This window comes from Metabacillus arenae (assembly GCF_014773385.1).
In the GTDB taxonomy this organism is placed as follows: Bacteria; Bacillota; Bacilli; order Bacillales; family Bacillaceae; genus Metabacillus_D; species Metabacillus_D arenae.
The window spans coordinates 87299-107015 of record NZ_JACXAI010000022.1 but is presented as its reverse complement, the minus strand read 5'-3'; the positions used below and the strand labels follow the sequence as shown (position 1 = coordinate 107015).

Sequence of the window (19717 nt, the reverse complement as noted above, 5' to 3'; positions counted from 1 at the left end):
GCGACAACCTCTATCTGAATTAAATCATTATACCTTGTGAATAGGTTTAATAATTTAAAACCAGAAAAAATCTGGTTAATAATAATATACGAGGGCACATTTGTTGAAGATCCAAAATAATCAAAGGCTGAAAATATGCAAGTTTTTATTCATTTCTTGCATGTTTTCGGCTTTTTTCTATTCAAAAAACATACTACCTTAAAAAGCAATTTTTATATGCTAAATACAATCTCTTCGATCTCTTGTTTTTATATGCAACCGTTATAGTGAATGCTAGGGTGCTATTTCCCTTTTTTTGGAGGGTGTGCAAAAACACCCTTAATGTACCTTTTCGGGGGGATGGGCAAAAAACCCCAAAATGTTTTATTTTTCTGTTATTTCACTCATTGACAAATAGAGATGCAGTAGCTTATTCTATATTTAATAAATTGAATAGTTCTCCTAAAGGGGAGTAGCTTTTACAGCAGAGTCGTCATTTCGGAGGAGTTTCTTCTCTCGGCTTTGTTGGCAACGATAATGTTGTTAGCAAGACCTTTACCTATTTGGTGAAGGTCTTTTATTGTTTTTTTAAAACCTTTACCATGTCGGGTAAAGGTTTTTTTAATGGTTAAGGATATTATAAAGTTCTTGTACTGTGGATAAGCGCTTTAACATCCAGCTCCAGCGCCTTATTCAGACTTATATGAACTTTCAATAATATGAATCTATTGAGAAATGGAGTTGAATAGAGGTGGATACAGACTTTGGTGCGTCATTTTGGTATGGAAAGCAAAATGAGATTGAATGAAGTTTGGTTATAAAAAGGAGAGAAACCTGAGGAGGGAAACATTAATTGGAACTATCACTTTTATTTGAATACGGTTGGGTATTGTTGTTATTAGTTGCTCTTGAAGGATTACTTGCAGCCGATAACGCACTTGTTTTGGCGATTATGGTTAAGCATCTTCCAGAAGAAGATAGGAAAAAGGCACTCTTCTATGGGTTGGCTGGAGCCTTTGTCTTCCGTTTTGCATCATTATTCATTATTTCCTTCCTTGTCGATGTGTGGCAAATACAGGCGCTTGGAGCGTTATACCTTCTATTCATTGCTATTAATCATATAGTAAGGAAACTCGTCTTTAAAAAGAAAGAAGAGAATGTGGAAGAAAAAGAGAAGAAAAAATCAGGTTTCTGGGGAACTGTTTTAAAGGTTGAACTAGCTGATATCGCGTTTGCTATTGACTCAATTCTTGCTGCGGTAGCCCTAGCAATGACTCTTCCGAATACAAATCTCCCACAAATTGGCGGAATGGATGGCGGGAAATTTCTCGTTATTTTTGCCGGCGGATTAATTGGTTTAATCATTATGCGTTTTGCTGCAAACTTGTTTGTTAAATTACTTCATTCTAGACCTGGTCTTGAAATTGCCGCATTTTCAATCGTTGGCTGGGTAGGGGTTAAGCTAGCTGTGTTAACGTTAGGACACCCTGATATTGGCATTCTGCCTTATGACTTTGCTCATTCTAAAGAGTGGAAACTATTTTTCTACACTGTTTTAATCGGTATAGCTGCAGCCGGCTGGTTCCTGACGAAAGGGAAGGAAGAAAAGCAAGAAAAGCAAGCTGGTTAATGAAGGAAAGGGACAGTTCCCTTGTCCCTTTCCTTCACGTTGACTTTTACCTCGTTAAGGATAATTTAATACAACACAACATCATTTGTGTTACGTTAAAACATTAGAACACCAATGAAAACGGCTGGTAATGCAACACAATTTATTGAAATGACCTACTTTTACATACAGCACAATTTAAACTTGGGCTAAAATGATCCAAAAATCCTTAGCGTGGTTTCTTTCCGTTTATCTTTACTATGAGAATCAGGAGTATTTAAAGTATTCTAAGAAGAAAAATTGAGCGAAAAGTTACTTTGAATACTTGATATCTTAACTCGATAAACAACGTATTCAAAGTATACAAGGTAGTGCTGTCTTGACAATGAGAAGGCATCAAATAACCTTGCTTGAGTAAACAGTGCTTTTCTTATGAGTTTGTTCCAGCCAAGAACGCCTTAAGGCGTTTTATATACCTTCAAGGTAACTATTATTACACATTAGGGCCATATTGTGAGAGGAACAGGAGGGGTGCTGTGAAACGAAATAAATCATCCATTGCTTTTCTTTGTATTATGTTATTTGCAACATATTTGGGATTGTTTGCTCAAAGTATAGCCTATTACTTAGCAAATCATTTATTTAATGCAACCCCCTTTAAAATGCTTAATATTGTGACCATAACAAGCGTTTTTTTTTTATATTTGTAGCAGGGATAATTTTATTGGATAGGAAACGATTTGGGCTAGAAGACTTCTCTGGTATATTACTAGCAAATGTCTTGATTGGTTTCTTCGTTTCGTGTTGGTCTTTGTTTGTTTTAGCTATGTGGTGGGGGTAATATACGATTCCGCAATCGGGCGCAATCCTGGAACAAGGAAATGCGCTCGTTTGTTAATTTTTTAGAAATTATCAATAATCAAATTGTCGTAAAGAAAATAAGAACTCACTTTCATTTATTTTTTTAATGTTATATTTACGTAATTGACTTTCAATTTTTTTCTGTTCATCATCTTTAGTGCTAAACAGATTAGCGAACTGATAAATACCTTCTGCTAAGATATTCACTAATCCAGCAGAACCTAATTCTAATCCTAACGTTTCATTATCTGAAAGTTGTGTTTTAGCTAACTCTTCCATTTGGGTTTTATATTCGCCTTTGATAGCAATATACGGTTCCTTATTATTAAGTGCTATTAGTAAATCTTCAGTATTAAAAACTTCAAATATAGCATTTTCGGTTTCTAATTTTAATAATTCATCAAGAACCATTCCTTCACTTTTATTTACTGTTTTAGCAATTGCTTGTATGGTTTTAACTGAATAACTGCTTACATTTTTTTTATTTACACTTGCGAGCATTTGCTGACTCAATCCAGTTTCTTTGAATACATCATACCTTTTCTTTTTGTTTCTTTGTAAATAAATATCTAAAAGGCTCATTTTTCTAACCCCTTCCATTTGATGAAATACATTTTGATAAATTTATTTTTACTAAATTATATTTTAGTATATGTGTAAAAAAATGTAAATCGTTTTCTGTTTTTTTGATCTAACTAATGTTTGAATTCAATACTAATCTTCAACAAAAGGGCGCTATTCCAAAGGAATTGGCGCTCATTTTCCATTTTAGGGCCAGGTTGTGGAGGGAATTATCTCTATTTAATTGGATATTTATGTTATGAGATAGTGAAGAAAGAAATACTCTTAAACTAACGATAGTGAAAGGAGAAATTTACGTAAATTATAAAAAATTAAAATATAAAGGGTGGGAGTAGAGTGTATAGGGAGAAAAATTTAAAACTGAAAGAAATATCAATTAGAATTGTTGCAATACTGATTTTAGGAATCATCATTTGGAATTTTATTTCTTACATTAGTGACACCTTTATGGGGCAAGAATATAGTCCTCTTATGCGCTTAATAAGTGCTCTACTCACAACTGTTTTAACTGTAACTATCGTACAATTGGCAATAAAATTTGACAAAATAACTTGGCGCCAACTTGGTCAATCAACTGTTAAAACAAATATTTTTTCATTTCTCCTTGGTATTTTTCTCTGGACAATACCTGCATCTATTGGATTTTTTATTTGTTTAATGCTTGGGTGGGTTGAAATAAAAGTTCATACTGATTTGAATTACCTATTACTTAGTATTTTGATTTTATTCATCACTGTATTTCTGATAGAAGCATTACCTGAAGAACTTATTTTTAGAGGATATATATATCGTTACTTAAATGCACAATTCCCCCATTGGGGTACAATCATTTTACAAGCATTGTTATTCTCATTATTTGCTTATTTTATAGGGGCAATGTATTCTGTAGAACAGATTCAATTTATCCCTGGTTTTGCAATTATTTTAGGTGTGATTAGAGCGATATCTGGAAGTATGTGGACATCAATTGGATTTCATGTGGTCTTTATGACTGCAACACAAATTTTAGGACCTATTCACGGACACTTTGATGTAAGTGGAATTTTCACACTTAAATTTTTTTCATTTATTTTGCTACCAAGTGCTGTTGGAGCGACTGTATTGTCATTTGTTTATTCAAACTATAAATGGAGTAGAAAAGAACCTTTAAATTAGAAGAAATAAGATGGATTTATTTTTGTGAAAATAGTTAGGGTGGAACGTTATTCACATATATTTAAACGAGGGCGTTAGTTCAAGAAGTTATTCCATAAAACGGGCGCTATCCCGGAACAAGGATTAGAGTTCATTTTTAGATTAATCTATCCAACCTTTGTGACATAGGAAATAATAAACTAAGACGCTAGAGTGGCTTATACAAGTTTATCATGGGGCATATGGAACACCATATTCACAATCATATCTTAATTGAAAATAAACGACTTATAAATTAGTTCTTATTCAAGTAAAGCTTACTTCAAGGCTGCTGACCATCAATTACTTTTTTAATCGCAGCCACTCATTAAGTTCCATCTTTTTGAATGGTTCATTTACATCTAACCTGAGTGGTGCAATAAGTTCAATTGAGTTGCCGTCAGGATCATTAAAATAAATAGCCGCATGAGCATGGGGGTTATTATCTAACACCAAAGGTTGTCTTTCTGGCTCAAATCCAAAGGCTTCTCTTACATCAATGTTTTTTGAAAGCAGCCATTCTCTTGCAGAAGAAATGTTTTCGAGATCAACTAAAAAAGCTATGTGGCGAATAGAAGGGTGGTAGGGAAGATTTACTTCTCCAGATTCCCATAAACCAATCCAACTTTTCCCTTTTTCAATCCACATAAAAGATACTTGTTCTCCATTGTGTGCCAAAGTAAGGCCTAACTTTTTGTAAAACTCTATAGAAACTTCCATATCACTGACAGGCAAATGTGCCTCATACAGTCCTTTAATCATTGTAACCACTCTCCTTTTAATAATTGAAGAATAACATATTTAGGAAAAAATTAGGATGACCTGCAGGAGTATTTTTACTACTACTTTGGAGGTAGATGGATTTGTTATTGCGCAGTACGAAGACACTACGTAGCTGCTTATTCAAGATAAGGCATGATTATGGAAAACATTTGAAAATGATTAAACTTTTTATAAAATCCAAGTTTAATTTTGCCGAAGAAGAATCCATTATGATCAAACTTTATCAAAACGGATGCTTTGTATGTATCGAAAAATATGGGTTTAAGAGGTGATTTTTCATCAAACTTTATTTCAAACCAGTACATCTCTTGTCAAGCCAGGTCGTTTTCCAATAGCAATTTCTTGAGCTTTTTTCGCACCCGGAATAGTTTTGCTTTAACCGTATTTTGGTTCATTTTTAGCATTTTAATGATTTCAAATTAAATACCCTTTTGTCGCTGAGAACAAAAGGGCATAGGATGCACATTAACTGCTGCAGCCTCCTCCACAGCTGGAGCAGCTCGATCCCCCCGAATCCCCCCCTGAATGATGATCAGAGGAACTGCTGCAAGCGAAGCCAGAACAAGATGATCCACTCCCGCTATGACTTGCTTTATAATATTCGCCGGGTAACAATTCACTCATATGATCCTGAAATTGATCTTCTTCATAAATAGAATAAAAAATGGCTGCTCCGAGAGCGTAATTATAAATTTGCGTTTCCGAAGTTGTACGAGGTATATCAACTGAATTTTTTCTAAGCTTAATATGATCTGATTGAGTGATTTCGAATTTCATTTTATTGATTAATCTTCTTTTTACTTCAAGCCAATCTTCACTTTTTCTAAAATATTTGCTGAGTAAATCTTCCTCTGATAGGTTTCTAAAATCGTCGAGGATCTCACGCTTAACAGGATTCTGCAAAAAAACTCCCCAAATTGATCGGCTGTTTGGTGTAGGTTCAAATAGGCTTAAATAAACCCAATCAAAAAACGCTCTTTCCCCAGGAATTGGCGTGCTGTCCATATTCGGAGTGTGGTGCAATATTTCGTGGTAGAACTCCTTTGAGAATTTCTCATATTCTCTTGTAAACATAAGCATCTCGTGCCAAATATCATCAACCCTTGCGCTGAACATTGGAACTGTTTTTAGTAAGCCATTCATAATAAAATATCGTTTCATTTCAAAAAATGTCCATTCAAACTCATGATCGGCCCATTTAGGGTGCTCCTTTAATACACGATTCTTCACATTATCAACGTATGAACTTGACAAAGCTTTATCTAAGGTTTGAACAATAGGCAGTTCACCCTCCATTTGGATGCCTAAATGGTCTGGGATAGGAAGATTTTTTAATCGTCGTTTCCGGTTTATGGGAGATAAAGCCATTTTAATTACTATTGTAACTACTATGAAAACAATGAATATGACAACTAAGAAACTAATAAAATCAAACATTCTCTCTCCCCCTTTTCTTTATTCAAATGATTATTGTTCAAATAATTAGAAAATCACTCTTTACAAATTTATACGTTTTAACCCCTATAAAGTTTCATCGAATCAGGATATGCCTGATCCGTTTCTATTAGTTGTTTTGCTTACATTTTTTGTTTGCGGCCTGGCCCTTATCTTTACGAAAAGTACACCTGTACAAATCCTCGAATATTGTGGTGGCGGGTTTTGGAGTTTATTAGGCTTCCTCGATGCAAATGATTTTAATTACTGGAACAGGGCATGTGATGGCTAGCAGTCCATTTTTCAAAAAACTATTAGGAGCATTAGCTAAAGTGCCAAAAACCTCTGGACAAGCTATTATTCTTGTAACAGTTGTAGCGCTTATAGCTTGCTGAATTAATTGGGGATTTGGATTGATTATCGGAGCATTTTTTGCTAGAGAGATTGCCGATAAAGTAAAGGGTGTCGATTACCGTTTATTAATCGCAAGTGCTTATAGTGGTTTTATCATTTGAAGCGGCGGCCTTTCAGGATCTGTTGCCCTCCGCTAAAAATTTGAACGTATCCTTGCCAAAAACTGCAATGGCGTTAGCATGGGGAGATGCATGGACAAATATGATCCAGCCATTCTATGCCCTGCCTGCCTTAGCAATTGCAGGATTAAAAGCAAAAGACATCATGGGTTATGAACTAGTTATCATGTTAATTACAGACGTGTTTATGTCAGCAGTGTTTTTATTTTTATAGCATAATGGAAAGCCGCATTCTTCAGTTAAAAATGCGGCTCGTTGTCTATGGATTAAGATTTTTCTTACCTTTTCTTGCTGTATTTGGAACTGCGTTAGTTACTGGGATTTTCTTTGCCTTTTTCAGCATTCATCATGAATGCACTATCTCGTCTGCCGACCGAGCAAGGGATTGCAGCCATGCAGTCAATTAACAGCTCAATACTCAACCAGTGGTTTGGCGTTAATAGCTTAGACTGAATAGGCCTCTCTATTAATACTCTATTTTGTCTTCTTTGTTTTTCCATCCCACAAACGGCCGCTTATCATCCGTTTTTATATGGATGAAAGGAATCTTCCGCTTTTCTTTAACCTGTGCGATTTCCTCATAGATAAATGCATCGTCAAATCCAATTTGTGCTGCCTCATGTTTGTTCATTGCATAATAAACTGCTTTCGGTCTAGCCCAATAAATCGCTCCAAGGCACATCGGACATGGCTCACAACTCGTATAAAGAATACATTGATCCAACTGAAATGTTCCAAGGTTTTTGCAGGCATCCCTGATAGCCATTACTTCCGCGTGAGCAGTTGGATCATTGTTTTTCGTTACTAAATTTACCCCTTGTCCAACAATGACTTCATCTTTTACAACAATTGCCGCAAACGGGCCGCCATCCTTTATCACATTTTCATACGCCAAATCAATCGCTTGAGTCATATATTGTTCGTGGTTCATGGTAGCCCTCCATTTATAAACATTGTCACACTCTATAACTTGAAAATTTTTTGTCCAGGATACAACTTTATTGTTTATAACAAGGTATCTCTATTCTAAAGGATATATATTTATAATAAACCATTTATTAACTGAAAAATCTTTTAAAACAAAAATAGAAAAAGAACTTTTTTCTTTCCTAACACAAAAACCTCTTTCGTAGCTCAAAAATCTGAATCCTTTTTTATTGCTAATCGTATGAACTTCTAACCTAGTGAAAGGACTGAGAAAATGAACAATCACGAAATTAGTTATAAATTATACGGAGACGATATGCAATTTGTAGAGGTTGAGCTTGATCCACAAGAAACCGTAATTGCGGAAGCGGGAAGCTTGATGATGATGGAGGATAACATCCAAATGGAAACTATTTTTGGGGATGGTTCTTCAAGTCAAGGAGGAATTATGGGGAAATTGTTCAGTGCGGGGAAACGAGTACTTACCGGGGAAAGCCTGTTCATGACTTCATTTACAAACGAGGGTCAAACGATAAAACATGTCTCATTTGCTGCACCGTATCCGGGGAAAATCATACCAGTTGATTTAAGTGAGTTAAACGGAAAATTAATCTGTCAAAAAGACTCATTCCTTGCAGCTGCAAAAGGAGTCTCTGTTGGGATTGAGTTCCAGAGAAAGCTTGGCACAGGATTCTTTGGCGGTGAGGGCTTTATTATGCAAAAGCTCGAAGGAGATGGAATGGCATTCGTCCATGCTGGGGGAACCTTACACAAAAAAGTGCTTATTTCCGGAGAAACCCTGCGCATCGATACAGGTTGTCTAGTTGCTATGACAGGGGATGTGGACTATAATATTGAGTTCGTTGGCGGTATAAAAACAGCATTATTTGGCGGAGAAGGGCTATTCTTTGCTACATTGCGCGGACCAGGGATGGTATGGATTCAGTCCCTTCCATTTAGCAGACTAGCAAGCCGTGTCTTCGCTGCTATGCCGGGAAAAGGCGGCTCTAAAGGCGAAGGCAGTATTGCCGGGGGTTTGTTTGATTTATTAGGCGGAGACGGAAAATAGTCATTCGAGCTAGTAACTATATTTAACTCGAATCGGTTGATGCTTTCATGCATTTTATCTTGATCTCCACAAGGGATTCAGGTGGATTTCAGTCGTTTTTTTAAATGAAAAATAGTCAACCTGAATATTCTGGCTGACTTCATACTACTTTGGGGGCCGGTAGTTGACGAATAAACACCGGCCTTATTTTAAAGGCAAACATTCTCTATGTTAATACCATATTGTTACAGCTTTTTTATATGCATCACTATTGGGGATCGCGTGTATTCCTTGGGCTTGAGCTTTGCGCGGGTCTAAGTCATATACCATTGGCGTATAACATGACCTTTGCCCCTTGTTAACAACCCCATTTCCCCCTGAGCTATTGCATGTATAGGCTTTCCCATCTGTGCTTCGAACAATTCTCGCGTCTGCTTCATGATTATATATTGCGGGCCTAGTAACCGTCACTTTCGCCCAAGCTGTTTTGCACTTAGTGCTGAATTTCAACTCTACATAAGAAACGGAATCAATCCATTTTTTATGCTTTGTTACAGCAGTGCTTGCACAACTATTGTAGTAGGGGCTTTTGCCATCATAAGAATGATTTTCTGCAGCTGCTTCGGTACTCCCAAATCCAAATGCACCAACCAAAGTTGACAAAGTCAGTATCATTGATAGACCAATTAGTTTAAGCTTTTTTTTCAAGGAATTCAACCTCTCTTCCCATATTTCAATATGAAAGCATGTAAATTAATACCAGCCGGTTTCCCCTGCTGTGTATGGCCAGAATCCTACTGCTTTTGCTTTTCGAGGATCTAGATCATATACCATCGGTGTATAACATGACGTTTGCCCTTTATTAATTTCTCCATTACCTCCAGGAGAGCTGCAACTAAATTGCTTATTATCTGTACTTCGGACAACTAATGCCGTTGCCTCTCCATTCGTTTTAGCTGGTCTGCTTAGAGTGATCTTTGCCCAGGCAGTTTTGCACATTGTACTAAATTTCAGCTCTAAATTTGCAGAAGCTCCGTCTCTATAAATTCTCACATTCTTCTTTGTGACGCCACTCGCAGCGCAGCTGTTATAGTAAGGGCTTTTGCCATCATAGGTGTGGTTTTCTGCTGAGGCCTTGCTCATGAAAAAACCAGGTGAGCCAAAAACACCAAAAAATGCCACAAAAACCAGTGAAATATACAAACCGATTCTCTTCATCTCAACTCATTCCTCTCACAAAAATTACCAAGCAACCTTAATGTTACAATTTTAATTTTATTTTGAAAGTGCAAAATTTCCTAAATATAAATCGGGTTCTTTAACACAGAACCTAAAGGTTTTAAGTAAAACACCAAAAAGCCAAACCCATACACACCAAGGGATTGACTTTTTGACTAGTTCCTCAAATTGGCTTATTAACTTTCCTTTTTATATGGTTGAATATAAAAACCTTTTTCTTTCAGCCATTCGGCGTAGAAAATATTATCAATGGCATAACCACGCTGTTTCATTTCGCTCTTCAATCATTCTTTATCCTGTTGAATTTCATCTAAGTTCTTGTCTCGGAGATTTCCTTCATCAATGAGCAGGTAGGATCTATCATTTGGTTCGGTCTGAATATTTAGATCTTTTTTAGTAACGGCGGTTTCATCAGATTTTTTTAACACGCTTAGCTGCCCACTGGTTTCTAAAACTGCAGTACTTACCTCTCTTAATGAAAAAATTCCCTTCATTCGCAGAAACGTACGAATTTGTTCCATCTCAAGCTTTGCCTTTTTCATTTCTTTTATATTTACTTCTCCGTTACTAATAATAATTGAAGTCCTCCCTTTTAAAGGGGTTCTCAATCTTTCAAACTTTTGAGTAAGTATTTCGACTATATAAATAAGGGAGCCCCATAATCATAGAGCATATAGAACGAACCATATACTAGTTTTCTCATCATAGAGACTTTCTTCAATTATTCCGCCCAAAATAAGTGCATAAACAAAATCAAAAGGGGTTACCTGTGACATTTCCTTTTTTCCAAGCACCCTCGTAATAATAACGATTCCTATTAAACCGACTATGAGTTTTATCGTAATAGAAAGAAGCATTCGACTCCTCCACCACCCTTAAGTTTAAGGGTGTATTTCCCTTTTTAAACTTGTTTCAATCAGTAATAGGGATGGAAAAAGGAGGAAACGGTTGTTAATTTACAATAAACGCTAGTTTAAAAACTAGGAAAATAAGAATTGATTGTTTCTCTTTTCGACACGTACCCGAATCCCATTTTGTGGTCGCAGGGTAATCGAAGGTTCTAGAACCACATCATGTTGATGATCAAGTTCAATATGAAACATTTGCATAATCGAAGCGAGCAATAACGTGGCCTCCATGATCGCAAAATTATTCCCAATACAAACTCGTGGGCCTGCACCAAAAGGAAAATAGACATAGGAGGGTAAGTTTTTTTCAAATTCACGGGACCAACGTTCGGGAACAAAAGAATCCGGATTTGTAAAATAATCCGGGTGTCGATGCATTACCCACTGACTTATAGCAACCTCACATCCAGCTGGTAAACAATATTCATCAATCCATACATCCTCAAGCGGTTCACGAGAAATAAGCCAAACGGGCGGATATAGACGCATCGATTCATTGATGATTGCTTTTGTATATGAAAGATGCGGAATATCGGATAAAGAAGGAAGCCTTCCTTGCAGGACATTTCTAAGCTCTGCAACTAGCTTCTTTTCTGTATCGGCATGTTGAGCAAGGAGATAGAGAGTCCACGATAAAACATTAGCCGTTGTTTCATGACCAGCAAGAAATAACGTCATCACTTCATCCCTTAATTGTGCAGGGGTCATCCCTTTCCCCTCATCATCTTGTGCTGTGATCAGCATAGAAAGAAGATCACCCCGATCCCGCTTCTCCTTTTTTCGATGCTCGATGATCTCATATATCACCTGATCCAATTGGCGAATGCTTTCCTTGAGTCGTTTATTTCCAGGAGTAGGCAGGGAGAAGGGGAGCCTTTCAAGTAACATACGAGTAATACTTGTATACTCATTGACGTATTCATGAAAAACTTGATCAAGTGCCTGACCCACTAGATTTGACCCCTTATATTGCGGATCCTGGATATCAATATCAAAAAGGGTTTTTGTGACAATTTCCATGGTACACTGCATCATCTCTTCATGGATATCAAGCAATTGGCCATTGTCCCAGTTATCAATCATTCTGCTCGCATATTGAGTCATTGTATCCGCATATTTCTCGATGCGATGTTGATGAAACGCGGGCTGCGATAATCTCCGTTGTCTCAACCAGAAATCTCCTTCACTCGTGACGAGACCATTGCCTAACACCATACTAAGGATTCGATCGCGATGATACCCTTTTGCAAATAACCGCTGTGAATTTTTAAGGACATACTGAATATCCTGTGGACGACTTAAAATATAAGTATCGCGATCTTTTTCTAACCGTACTCGAACAACGGGACCATACTTTTCTACACAAGTTTGAAAAAATTCATGTGGCTTTGAACCAACTTCCAACAAATTACCAATAAAGGGGATTTCTTTGGGTCCGGGGACTTTCTTTGTCAAGTTTCTTCACTCCTTTTCCATATGACTCATCATGTACGTACTCATCAAGATCTAAATGAATTCTTAGAGGAACTTCTTATTTTTTTACATTACAAATTTGCTTTTATCTATCGATATAATCCGGTAGAAATTAGGAAAGTATTTAGAGTACATATCTTATTGTTATATATTTAAGTACAGGGAAGTATTTTATAACAAAAACGGAGGCTGTGCGGAAAATGATAGATGTGTGGCTCTGACGTAAAGAAATCCCGACAAACACTGATTTATCGGTATTTGCCGAGTGATTTTACAATTCCGAGAACAAAAAATGTTCAGGGATTTGCTTATATTTTCCTAGCCGATACTAAAAGAAACATTGGCCTTCGCAGCTCATCCTTCATTTCAGAATTTGTTTTCAAAAGGTTTACATCGGGTTCCGGTTCAATTAGCTCTGTTATCTGAAAGCCGGACTTGATAAGGCTATTCACATAGGTTGTAAGTGTTTTATGGTATTTCAAAACTTCCTCACCTAAGAAATTGGTTTTGCGGATTCCTTCTTCAAAGTATTTATCAATCGGCCAATTCTTGCGATTGCCTTGTTCATCATAAGACCATTCCTGTTTTTCATTCGATGTAAAGACCGGATGTTCAACAGAAAAAATAAAAGCTCCCTTGCTCGACAAGCAATGATGAATTTTATGACAAATATCGCTAAATGATTTTATATAATGAAATGCCAAAGAGCTGAACACTACATCAAAAGTATTTGCTGGAAAATCAATATCTTCAATTGCCATATGAACATATTCTATAGAAGACGCTTTCGTATTTTTCTTGGCTTCATTGAGCATTCTTTCTGATATATCAACTCCTACTACAGACTTCGCACCTTGTTCGATTGCATATCGGCAATGCCAGCCGAAGCCGCATCCTAAATCCAAAACACGCTTATTCTTCAAATTTGGCAGCATCTTTTGAACTATATGCCATTCTCCTGCGGCTTTAAGACCTTCAATAGAACGAGGCATTTGGCTATATTGATTAAAAAAATTGATATTGTCGTATTTGTTTTCCTTCATGTCTTTTCTCCTTATATTTATAAAACGGTACTCACCTTCAAATAGAAAAAGACTGGGATCTACTATACCATTCGGATCTGCAATAAAATGGTCAGCAGACGTTGCCACATGATAAATTAACTCAGTCATATTCTTTTACTCCTTTTATAATGTAGTTTTGGGATTTCAGAAAATACATTCTTTGAGTTAACAGGAGTTTTTATTGTTCGACTATGTTCCTAGTTGTCTATCCGACTCTTTAATAAGTTAATACTTTAATTAGCTTATATATTCTAAACTAAAAAAACTCCTTATCCACTTCGGATAGGAGGCAGGAAGCACAGAAAAAGGACAGATAACCCCCTTTACGGTGTAGTCATCAACCTTTTTGTATTATAAAAGCCCGCACTAATCCTATCCAGAAAAATAAATTCATTCATTAAAATGAGTGTTTTTCTCGAAATGAGGATTAGTAGATCATTGGCCATGTCACCCTTTCATTTATCTAGCTCAAGATTATATGTTTAGTGCAAGGAATGTCAATAAAAATCTTTCCACGTTATGGTAATGAACTTGAGGTCTCTTTCGTATATAATTCCTCTCCTCGGTTTAAGCTAAATTTAAGAAAAGTAAGGAGCCTCTAAAAATGAACGAAATATTGGATCAATTAGATTTAAATTCAAAAGGACTATGGTTTCCGATCATTGTAAGTATTTTATTATTTATATCAGTTCTACTAATTCCTAAAAAAAATACTACTTGGAGAGAAATATATATAACGGTTGGTATTGTTGGATTTGCTACATGGCTAAGTGATTCTCTAGTCACTAGAGTATTTGACCTTATTGATTTAGGAGAACCGAAGATAACCGGACTAGGCGAAATACTCTGCTACACCCTTATACCAACTTCACTAGCAGCATTGTATTTAAATTATTTTACAAATAAAAATAAGTGGATATTGACAATACTATTCACCGTACTCTCCCTTTTAGTTGAATTTGGAATGCACTTCTCTGGGTATATGAAATACAATGGGTGGAATTTATATTATTCGATTTTATTTCTTCTTTTAACCTTTGGGTTTCTATTACCGCTTCACATCAGATTTATTAGAGGGAACTAATTACAATAGTGCAGTCCTCTTCGAAAATTTCGATATATCGATTATTCGACAAAAATTGAAAAAAACTGAATAAATGTACGGGTTTTTATCCTTTTTTATGAAACCACTAAAAAAGGATACCATATAAATTTTGAAACTAAGAAAAAAAGTAAATCCGCCTTTTGGGCGGACCTTTGAAGTGACTATTTAATGATTGTCGACCCTTGAAGTAATTCTGGCTTTGCCCCAAGAGCCAACAGAAATAATTTTGAGTCACTTACATTACGATGCCTTTTAATTGTTTCTTTTACTTCATTTATTTCAGGGTGATCTTTTAGTTTCTGAACTTCTTTTTGATAAAGGGATAAGATCGACTCTCTAATAAATTTTGGTCGATATTTCGTGAGATCCTCATCCATTAATAAGGATCCTACGTATCCATACTTGATTTGTAATTGTCTTGTCAGGCTAACAACATGAAGCAATAGTTCATATAACTCTGAGTGCTGTTGCTTTAATTCCTCTAGTCCTTCTTTTGCCTTGTATAATTCATTTAAATTAGCTAACATAGCGGACATTATATTAGCACCCCTTTTTCCCAAGGTTTCTCCAGGCCAATGATCTCTGTCAACTCTTTACTTTGTTTTCTTCGGATTCTACGGGTTTCGGCGCGTGCTTTTCCTGATTCATAAAGGAATTTCTCTTCTTCTGTTACAGGTACAATATCAGGAACTTTCATTGGTATTTTGTTTTCGTCTAAAGCTACAAAAGTTAGAAAAGCTGTCGCTGCCATACGACGTTCCCCTGTAATCATATCTTCGGCAATAACCTTACAAAAGACCTCCATTGATTTGTTTCCCGTGTAGGATACGAATGATTCTACACAAACAGAATCCGTTTGGTGGATCGGATATAAGAAGTCAATGGAATCAGTGGAGGCTGTCACACATTCTTTTACTCGGGCATGGCGACGTGCTGATAAGGTTGCATTGTTATCGAGTTTTTTCATCAAAACTCCGCCAAATAGTGTATTGTAATTGTTTAAATCGTTTATCATTACTTGATCGGTATTTACAATAAGGCTTTCTGAAGGATGCTTAGTTTTTATCATAAATTGATTCCCTTCCTTGTTTTTAGTTGTTTTCGATACAACAAGTGTAAGACCGTATTTACGATAAGTGAAATGGTTATTAATCATGAATATGATAGACGAAATCTATGCAACCGCTCACAGTTATGCTATACACGAATGAAATTTTCATAATTCTGTATGAAAAAAGCATCCCTATTCAGAGATGCTTTCCATCGTTAATCGGTCTTGTGTAAATTTCAGCCATTCTCTCGTGGCATACGATAAGTAATGATTTTTCCTCCAAATAATAGCCAGATCCCACTCGATCGTCGGCTTAACTACTTTAATGGTATGTACGTCTTCCTTTAAAAGCATAGATACACTGTGCGGCAATATGGATATCCCTAACTCAGCCGCGATCATTTTTCCAATGAAGTCCCATTGGGTGCTTTCGGAAATGACTTGAGGCAGGAAACCAGCCTCCTTACATGCACCCCTAATACGGTCGTTTAATGCGAAATCCTTGTTGAAAAGAATAAACTGTTCGTCCTTTAGTTCCTCAAGCTTGATTTGCTTTCTAGACGCAATTGAGTGGGAAGGTGGAACAACTACCCTTAATTCCTCCTTCATAAAAGAAAAATAGTGAAATTCTTCTTCCTCTGTTGGTAACACAGTAATGCCGACATCCAAATTATCCTTGTATATGTCATCTTCAATTTTCTTTGTCCCATTTTCCAATAGCTGAAATGTAATGCGAGGATACAACTGATGAAACTCTCCTAAAATTCGAATAAAATGATCTACATCCATAATCGGAGGCAAACCAATGCGAATATGCCCTTTTTGTAATCCTATTAAATCATCTAGTTCGGTTTGTAAGTTATCAAAAGCATGATCAATCTTTTGAGCTTGATCTAAAATGACCCTGCCCGCGTCTGTCAGCACGAGCTGTTTCCTAGAACGATCAAATAGCTCTACTCCGAGCTCAGACTCTAAGTTTTTAATCATTTTGCTAATGGTGGGCTGGGTCACAAACAAGTGATCCGCTGCCCGTGTAAAGCTGCTGAATCGCGAGACTTCTATAAAATACTTAAGGTGTCTTATGTCCATACTTTCACCATTCCTGTATTGAAAAGTTATCCTTCTATCTTATCTGTCACAGAATACTCTCACTATACCACATAGCATTAACTTAACAATAAAGGGACTTGTATTAAGCTAGTCTTTATTCTATGTTTGCCTATAAAGTCCAATTGATTAATAATCCACAATGGGCCAATCTGCCGCCAAATCCATATAATAGTATTTTATCACCAGATTTTATCTTTCCCTCGCGTACGCCCTTATCTAATCGAGTGGTCAGACCCCTTCTATTTCCACAGTAATAATGGTCCTAAAAAATAAAAGCAATCCTTATTTCAGGAAAGCGCTCTGGAAAATGGAATACAGAGCTATTACTAAATCAATACTATCATCCTTATATTAAGAACGAACTTGTTTCTCTAGTGCAGTTACTTTTTTATTGCTGGTAATGATACCTTTACTTCAGGAAATGGGGAAGACGGGAGGTCAAAAAGGGTGTCTGTTTTTCTTTTTAAATGTTTATCGAAAAAGTCTAGAGTATATGCATTAATGATGGTGTGCGCCTGACGTGGAGTCATTTGACGATTCCAAGAAAAAAATGGTGACAGCAAATACAGGTCAGTAAAACTCAGATGATCTATCTGGTCAATGATTACACTGTAACCACCGTTTTTCAGCAGATTGTTTTTGCGCATCAGAATTTCTTTGGCTATAAAGTTAAAATCCTCACGGGTCAACCCTATCTGCTCTAACTCTTCATCATTCGGTTCATCGGCGTTGTTAATATCTGCTGTTTTCACGTTCATCATGAGAAACGGCTGTTTAAGACCGTCTTTCAAATCTCCTTTTCCAAACAGCGTTCCATCCATATTCATCCCGGCTTTAAACCGCGAATCCGCTAGCAGCGTCTGTGCTGCGGCCGCCCCGCCGAAGGAGTGGCCAAACATGCCCACACTCGTAAGATTGATTTTCCCCTTCAAAATGCCATTCGGATCTTTGTCGTTTAGCTGCTCCATTTGGTCCAGCACAAAGATTGAATCTGGCACCCAGGTATCGGAGATGAGTTGATCCCAGCTCTCCCAATCGTTCAGCTCTGGTACGTTGTCGCTCAATAAAACAAGCTTTTTGTTAGGAAGCACAGTAGCTATAGAGTTATAGGAGTAATCGATACAAGCGATGATATAACCGTGACTGACTAGCTCCTCGACTTGTGACGTATTCGTATAGCGGGTACCCGGAAAACCGTGTGCAAACAGCAGCAGCGGATAGTTCGGCTGAGCTTGGGAAACTTTCGCTTTGATGCTGGCGTGAGTATTTAAGTTGCGAAGATAGTCTAGGAAAAAGCCAGGGATCCCGTACTCTTGTTGAACAGCCGTCTGCAAACCGGATATGTCTGGAATATAGGTTGATAGCTTTTCATCCCCGTCCGGTTCTGCTGGATACCAAATCTGCACCATCAGCTGCCTTTTGTCTGAAGGATCTTCGGTCAGCTTTTCCTCCCTTTCATCATCTATCCAATGGTAAGTGGCTGTTCCAATTGCATAAGGACCGCTTGGCTTGGCTGTTTCAAAAACAGGCAGTAACATAGGAAGCCCAATTGTAATAACAATGTATAACGCCCCAAGAATAACAACTGCAGCCTTTAAAGCGGGATGCCGTAACCTATGAGAATGACTTCGAAACTTTTTAACAGACCATAAAAACAAAAAAAACGTCAGCCCATAAGCAGGCACCATCTGCCAGCGGTAATGCTCAACGGCAAGCTGCAAAGCTAAGATAATCAGACCTGCTCCGCTCAATGCAAGGACCAGCTTTCTTGCCTTTCCCCTTTTCCATAGGAAAATAACAAGTATCAGTACATTGAGGCTGAGTAATAAAATTTCAAAGGTTCTCATCGGATTAGAGTTCTCTCCTTATACAACTGAATTTTTTGGAACAGTTTCTCTACCATTTCCTAGTTGCGTAAGATAGATCGTTGCTCATGTTGCGAAGATCTTGCGATTTACACGATCCTTAGTCAAAAAGTACTGTTAAAACTGTACAACATTTTCAATATATTTCCTGAATATTAACTTTTAATTACATTATTTTAAAATTGATGTAAATTTTAGGTATCGTTCATTTTAATGAAATTTTTATCCGTGTAGAATTAATCAAATTAATTTTTTAAATAGTATACAATTTGCTTTTGATAACTTTTACTCACGAGAAGGACTAAGAGGTATTCATGATGATCATAATTAGACCGCTTTGTGAAAACGGACAGCATACGACGGGGGTTATTACCTTAATCGCTTTCAAGGGTTTCTTGAGGCTTAATTAGATTGTCTGACCTCATTTATTAATATGGATTTGTTATTATTTTCTCGTCTGAGATTAAATCTATAAATACTTTTTCATCTGTTGATGAGGAACTTACTCTAGTAATGGAAAAGGAGTTTGCTTCAACAAAAAAATAATCTTTATTGTTAATTTGAAAATAAAAGTTTGTTGATGAGCTTATCGATTCGATTTCAGTCAATTCATCTTCCAAGCTTTCTACATTTATTTTACCTAATCCATTAGGATGATAACTGATTTCAGAAAGTAAAAATGGGTCTGTTTCTTTGTAATTATTTAATCGATAGGTTTCTACTTCTGCATCTTGATGCATGTACAATGACATAACTTGCTTAAACTTAATAAACGTTTTTAAAATCTCTTGTTCGTTAACACTCTCTAACTTTAGTGTAATGGTTTCTTTTAAGTAATTTATCTGTATATCACTAATGCTCCAAAATTCCGCATGCTCTCCTAATAAATTATTGATTTCTTCACATATTTCTTTTTTGTTTTGTGTCACTTGTCTCACCTTCTATTTTTTAAACTTTTACAGAAAAGGATCAC

General features: G+C 36.6%; 20 protein-coding genes and 1 pseudogene. 6 read left to right on the top strand and 15 right to left on the bottom strand.

The annotated features are described in order from the left end of the window. Positions 1-832: 832 nt before the first annotated feature. A complete protein-coding gene (locus IC621_RS16705) occupies positions 833-1609 on the top strand; it encodes a TerC family protein (RefSeq protein ID WP_191159483.1) in 777 nt (258 codons plus the stop codon). An 891-nt stretch (positions 1610-2500) separates the two neighbouring features. Here IC621_RS16705 and IC621_RS16700 read toward each other — a convergent pair. Next, positions 2501-3031, bottom strand: a complete 531-nt coding sequence (locus tag IC621_RS16700) for an XRE family transcriptional regulator (protein WP_191159481.1) — start codon at positions 3029-3031, stop codon at positions 2501-2503. A gap of 336 nt (positions 3032-3367) precedes the next feature. Between IC621_RS16700 and IC621_RS27055 the strand changes: the two genes are divergently transcribed. Next, complete coding sequence (locus IC621_RS27055; protein ID WP_191159479.1) at positions 3368-4186, top strand: CPBP family intramembrane glutamic endopeptidase; 819 nt, start codon at positions 3368-3370, stop codon at positions 4184-4186. Positions 4187-4507: 321 nt separating this feature from the next. Here IC621_RS27055 and IC621_RS16690 read toward each other — a convergent pair whose 3' ends face one another. Then, entirely contained in the window at positions 4508-4966 is a 459-nt protein-coding gene (locus tag IC621_RS16690; RefSeq protein WP_191159477.1) for a VOC family protein, read from the bottom strand. 486 nt (positions 4967-5452) lie between these two features. After that, a complete protein-coding gene (locus IC621_RS16685) occupies positions 5453-6424 on the bottom strand; it encodes a glycine-rich domain-containing protein (protein ID WP_191159475.1) in 972 nt (323 codons plus the stop codon). Between the two features lie 109 nt (positions 6425-6533). Between IC621_RS16685 and IC621_RS27200 the strand changes: the two are divergent. Further along, positions 6534-6933 (top strand): annotated as a pseudogene (locus tag IC621_RS27200) (TIGR00366 family protein); the annotation flags it as partial. Between the two features lie 70 nt (positions 6934-7003). Further along, positions 7004-7168, top strand: coding sequence for a TIGR00366 family protein (locus tag IC621_RS27195; RefSeq protein ID WP_396653051.1), 165 nt, complete (start codon positions 7004-7006; stop codon positions 7166-7168). 252 nt (positions 7169-7420) lie between these two features. Here IC621_RS27195 and IC621_RS16675 read toward each other — a convergent pair whose 3' ends face one another. Next, complete coding sequence (locus IC621_RS16675) at positions 7421-7885, bottom strand: nucleoside deaminase (RefSeq protein ID WP_191159473.1); 465 nt, start codon at positions 7883-7885, stop codon at positions 7421-7423. 270 nt (positions 7886-8155) lie between these two features. Here IC621_RS16675 and IC621_RS16670 point away from each other — a divergent pair, with 270 nt between their 5' ends. Continuing rightward, positions 8156-8950, top strand: coding sequence for a TIGR00266 family protein (locus tag IC621_RS16670; protein WP_191159471.1), 795 nt, complete (start codon positions 8156-8158; stop codon positions 8948-8950). 210 nt (positions 8951-9160) lie between these two features. Here the strand turns inward: IC621_RS16670 and IC621_RS16665 are convergent, their stop codons facing one another. The 6 genes from IC621_RS16665 to IC621_RS16645 form a co-directional block, all read right to left on the bottom strand. Next, on the bottom strand, positions 9161-9604 hold the full coding sequence (locus IC621_RS16665; protein ID WP_191159508.1) for a DUF2690 domain-containing protein: 444 nt from the start codon (positions 9602-9604) through the stop codon (positions 9161-9163). A 78-nt stretch (positions 9605-9682) separates the two neighbouring features. After that, a complete protein-coding gene (locus IC621_RS16660) occupies positions 9683-10072 on the bottom strand; it encodes a DUF2690 domain-containing protein (protein ID WP_224752601.1) in 390 nt (129 codons plus the stop codon). A gap of 380 nt (positions 10073-10452) precedes the next feature. Beyond that, complete coding sequence (locus tag IC621_RS26560) at positions 10453-10800, bottom strand: DUF421 domain-containing protein (protein ID WP_396653049.1); 348 nt, start codon at positions 10798-10800, stop codon at positions 10453-10455. A gap of 30 nt (positions 10801-10830) precedes the next feature. Continuing rightward, positions 10831-11025 carry a DUF421 domain-containing protein gene (locus tag IC621_RS26555; protein WP_224752593.1) on the bottom strand — a complete coding sequence of 65 codons (195 nt, stop codon included), beginning with the start codon at positions 11023-11025 and terminating at the stop codon, positions 10831-10833. Positions 11026-11148: 123 nt separating this feature from the next. After that, positions 11149-12531 carry a cytochrome P450 gene (locus IC621_RS16650; RefSeq protein ID WP_191159467.1) on the bottom strand — a complete coding sequence of 461 codons (1383 nt, stop codon included), beginning with the start codon at positions 12529-12531 and terminating at the stop codon, positions 11149-11151. A gap of 326 nt (positions 12532-12857) precedes the next feature. Continuing rightward, positions 12858-13592: a class I SAM-dependent methyltransferase gene (locus tag IC621_RS16645; RefSeq protein ID WP_191159506.1), complete on the bottom strand. Its 735-nt coding sequence runs from the start codon at positions 13590-13592 to the stop codon at positions 12858-12860. A 625-nt stretch (positions 13593-14217) separates the two neighbouring features. Here IC621_RS16645 and IC621_RS16640 point away from each other — a divergent pair. Next, positions 14218-14697, top strand: a complete 480-nt coding sequence (locus IC621_RS16640; RefSeq protein WP_191159465.1) for a hypothetical protein — start codon at positions 14218-14220, stop codon at positions 14695-14697. 182 nt (positions 14698-14879) lie between these two features. On the opposite strand, the gene IC621_RS16635 is transcribed toward IC621_RS16640, so the two are convergent. The 5 genes from IC621_RS16635 to IC621_RS16615 all read right to left on the bottom strand — a co-directional run bounded on the left by IC621_RS16635 (position 14880) and on the right by IC621_RS16615 (position 19673). Continuing rightward, positions 14880-15254, bottom strand: a complete 375-nt coding sequence (locus IC621_RS16635) for a hypothetical protein (protein WP_191159463.1) — start codon at positions 15252-15254, stop codon at positions 14880-14882. After that, positions 15254-15787, bottom strand: a complete 534-nt coding sequence (locus IC621_RS16630; RefSeq protein ID WP_191159461.1) for an acyl-CoA thioesterase — start codon at positions 15785-15787, stop codon at positions 15254-15256. The genes IC621_RS16635 and IC621_RS16630 overlap by 1 nt, the downstream gene beginning before the upstream one ends. 174 nt (positions 15788-15961) lie before the next feature. After that, the gene (cidR, locus tag IC621_RS16625) at positions 15962-16858 is read right to left on the bottom strand and encodes a cidABC operon transcriptional activator CidR (RefSeq protein WP_191159459.1); all 897 of its coding nucleotides are present in this window, start codon (positions 16856-16858) and stop codon (positions 15962-15964) included. Between the two features lie 401 nt (positions 16859-17259). Continuing rightward, a complete protein-coding gene (locus IC621_RS16620) occupies positions 17260-18726 on the bottom strand; it encodes an alpha/beta hydrolase family protein (protein WP_191159457.1) in 1467 nt (488 codons plus the stop codon). Between the two features lie 446 nt (positions 18727-19172). Beyond that, entirely contained in the window at positions 19173-19673 is a 501-nt protein-coding gene (locus tag IC621_RS16615) for a YxiG family protein (RefSeq protein WP_191159455.1), read from the bottom strand. Positions 19674-19717: the final 44 nt, after the last annotated feature.

Bases quoted from the DNA above. Each gene is read 5' to 3' on its own strand.
- IC621_RS16700 (WP_191159481.1), bottom strand. From the start codon at position 3,031: ATGAGCCTTTTAGATATTTATTTACAAAGAAACAAAAAGAAAAGGTAT.
- IC621_RS16690 (WP_191159477.1), bottom strand. From the start codon at position 4,966: ATGATTAAAGGACTGTATGAGGCACATTTGCCTGTCAGTGATATGGAA.
- IC621_RS16685 (WP_191159475.1), bottom strand. From the start codon at position 6,424: ATGTTTGATTTTATTAGTTTCTTAGTTGTCATATTCATTGTTTTCATA.
- IC621_RS27195 (WP_396653051.1), top strand. From the start codon at position 7,004: ATGGCGTTAGCATGGGGAGATGCATGGACAAATATGATCCAGCCATTC.
- IC621_RS16675 (WP_191159473.1), bottom strand. From the start codon at position 7,885: ATGAACCACGAACAATATATGACTCAAGCGATTGATTTGGCGTATGAA.
- IC621_RS16670 (WP_191159471.1), top strand. From the start codon at position 8,156: ATGAACAATCACGAAATTAGTTATAAATTATACGGAGACGATATGCAA.
- IC621_RS16665 (WP_191159508.1), bottom strand. From the start codon at position 9,604: ATGATACTGACTTTGTCAACTTTGGTTGGTGCATTTGGATTTGGGAGT.
- IC621_RS16660 (WP_224752601.1), bottom strand. From the start codon at position 10,072: ATGAGCAAGGCCTCAGCAGAAAACCACACCTATGATGGCAAAAGCCCT.
- IC621_RS26555 (WP_224752593.1), bottom strand. From the start codon at position 11,025: ATGCTTCTTTCTATTACGATAAAACTCATAGTCGGTTTAATAGGAATC.
- IC621_RS16645 (WP_191159506.1), bottom strand. From the start codon at position 13,592: ATGAAGGAAAACAAATACGACAATATCAATTTTTTTAATCAATATAGC.
- IC621_RS16640 (WP_191159465.1), top strand. From the start codon at position 14,218: ATGAACGAAATATTGGATCAATTAGATTTAAATTCAAAAGGACTATGG.
- IC621_RS16635 (WP_191159463.1), bottom strand. From the start codon at position 15,254: ATGTCCGCTATGTTAGCTAATTTAAATGAATTATACAAGGCAAAAGAA.
- IC621_RS16630 (WP_191159461.1), bottom strand. From the start codon at position 15,787: ATGATAAAAACTAAGCATCCTTCAGAAAGCCTTATTGTAAATACCGAT.
- cidR (WP_191159459.1), bottom strand. From the start codon at position 16,858: ATGGACATAAGACACCTTAAGTATTTTATAGAAGTCTCGCGATTCAGC.
- IC621_RS16620 (WP_191159457.1), bottom strand. From the start codon at position 18,726: ATGAGAACCTTTGAAATTTTATTACTCAGCCTCAATGTACTGATACTT.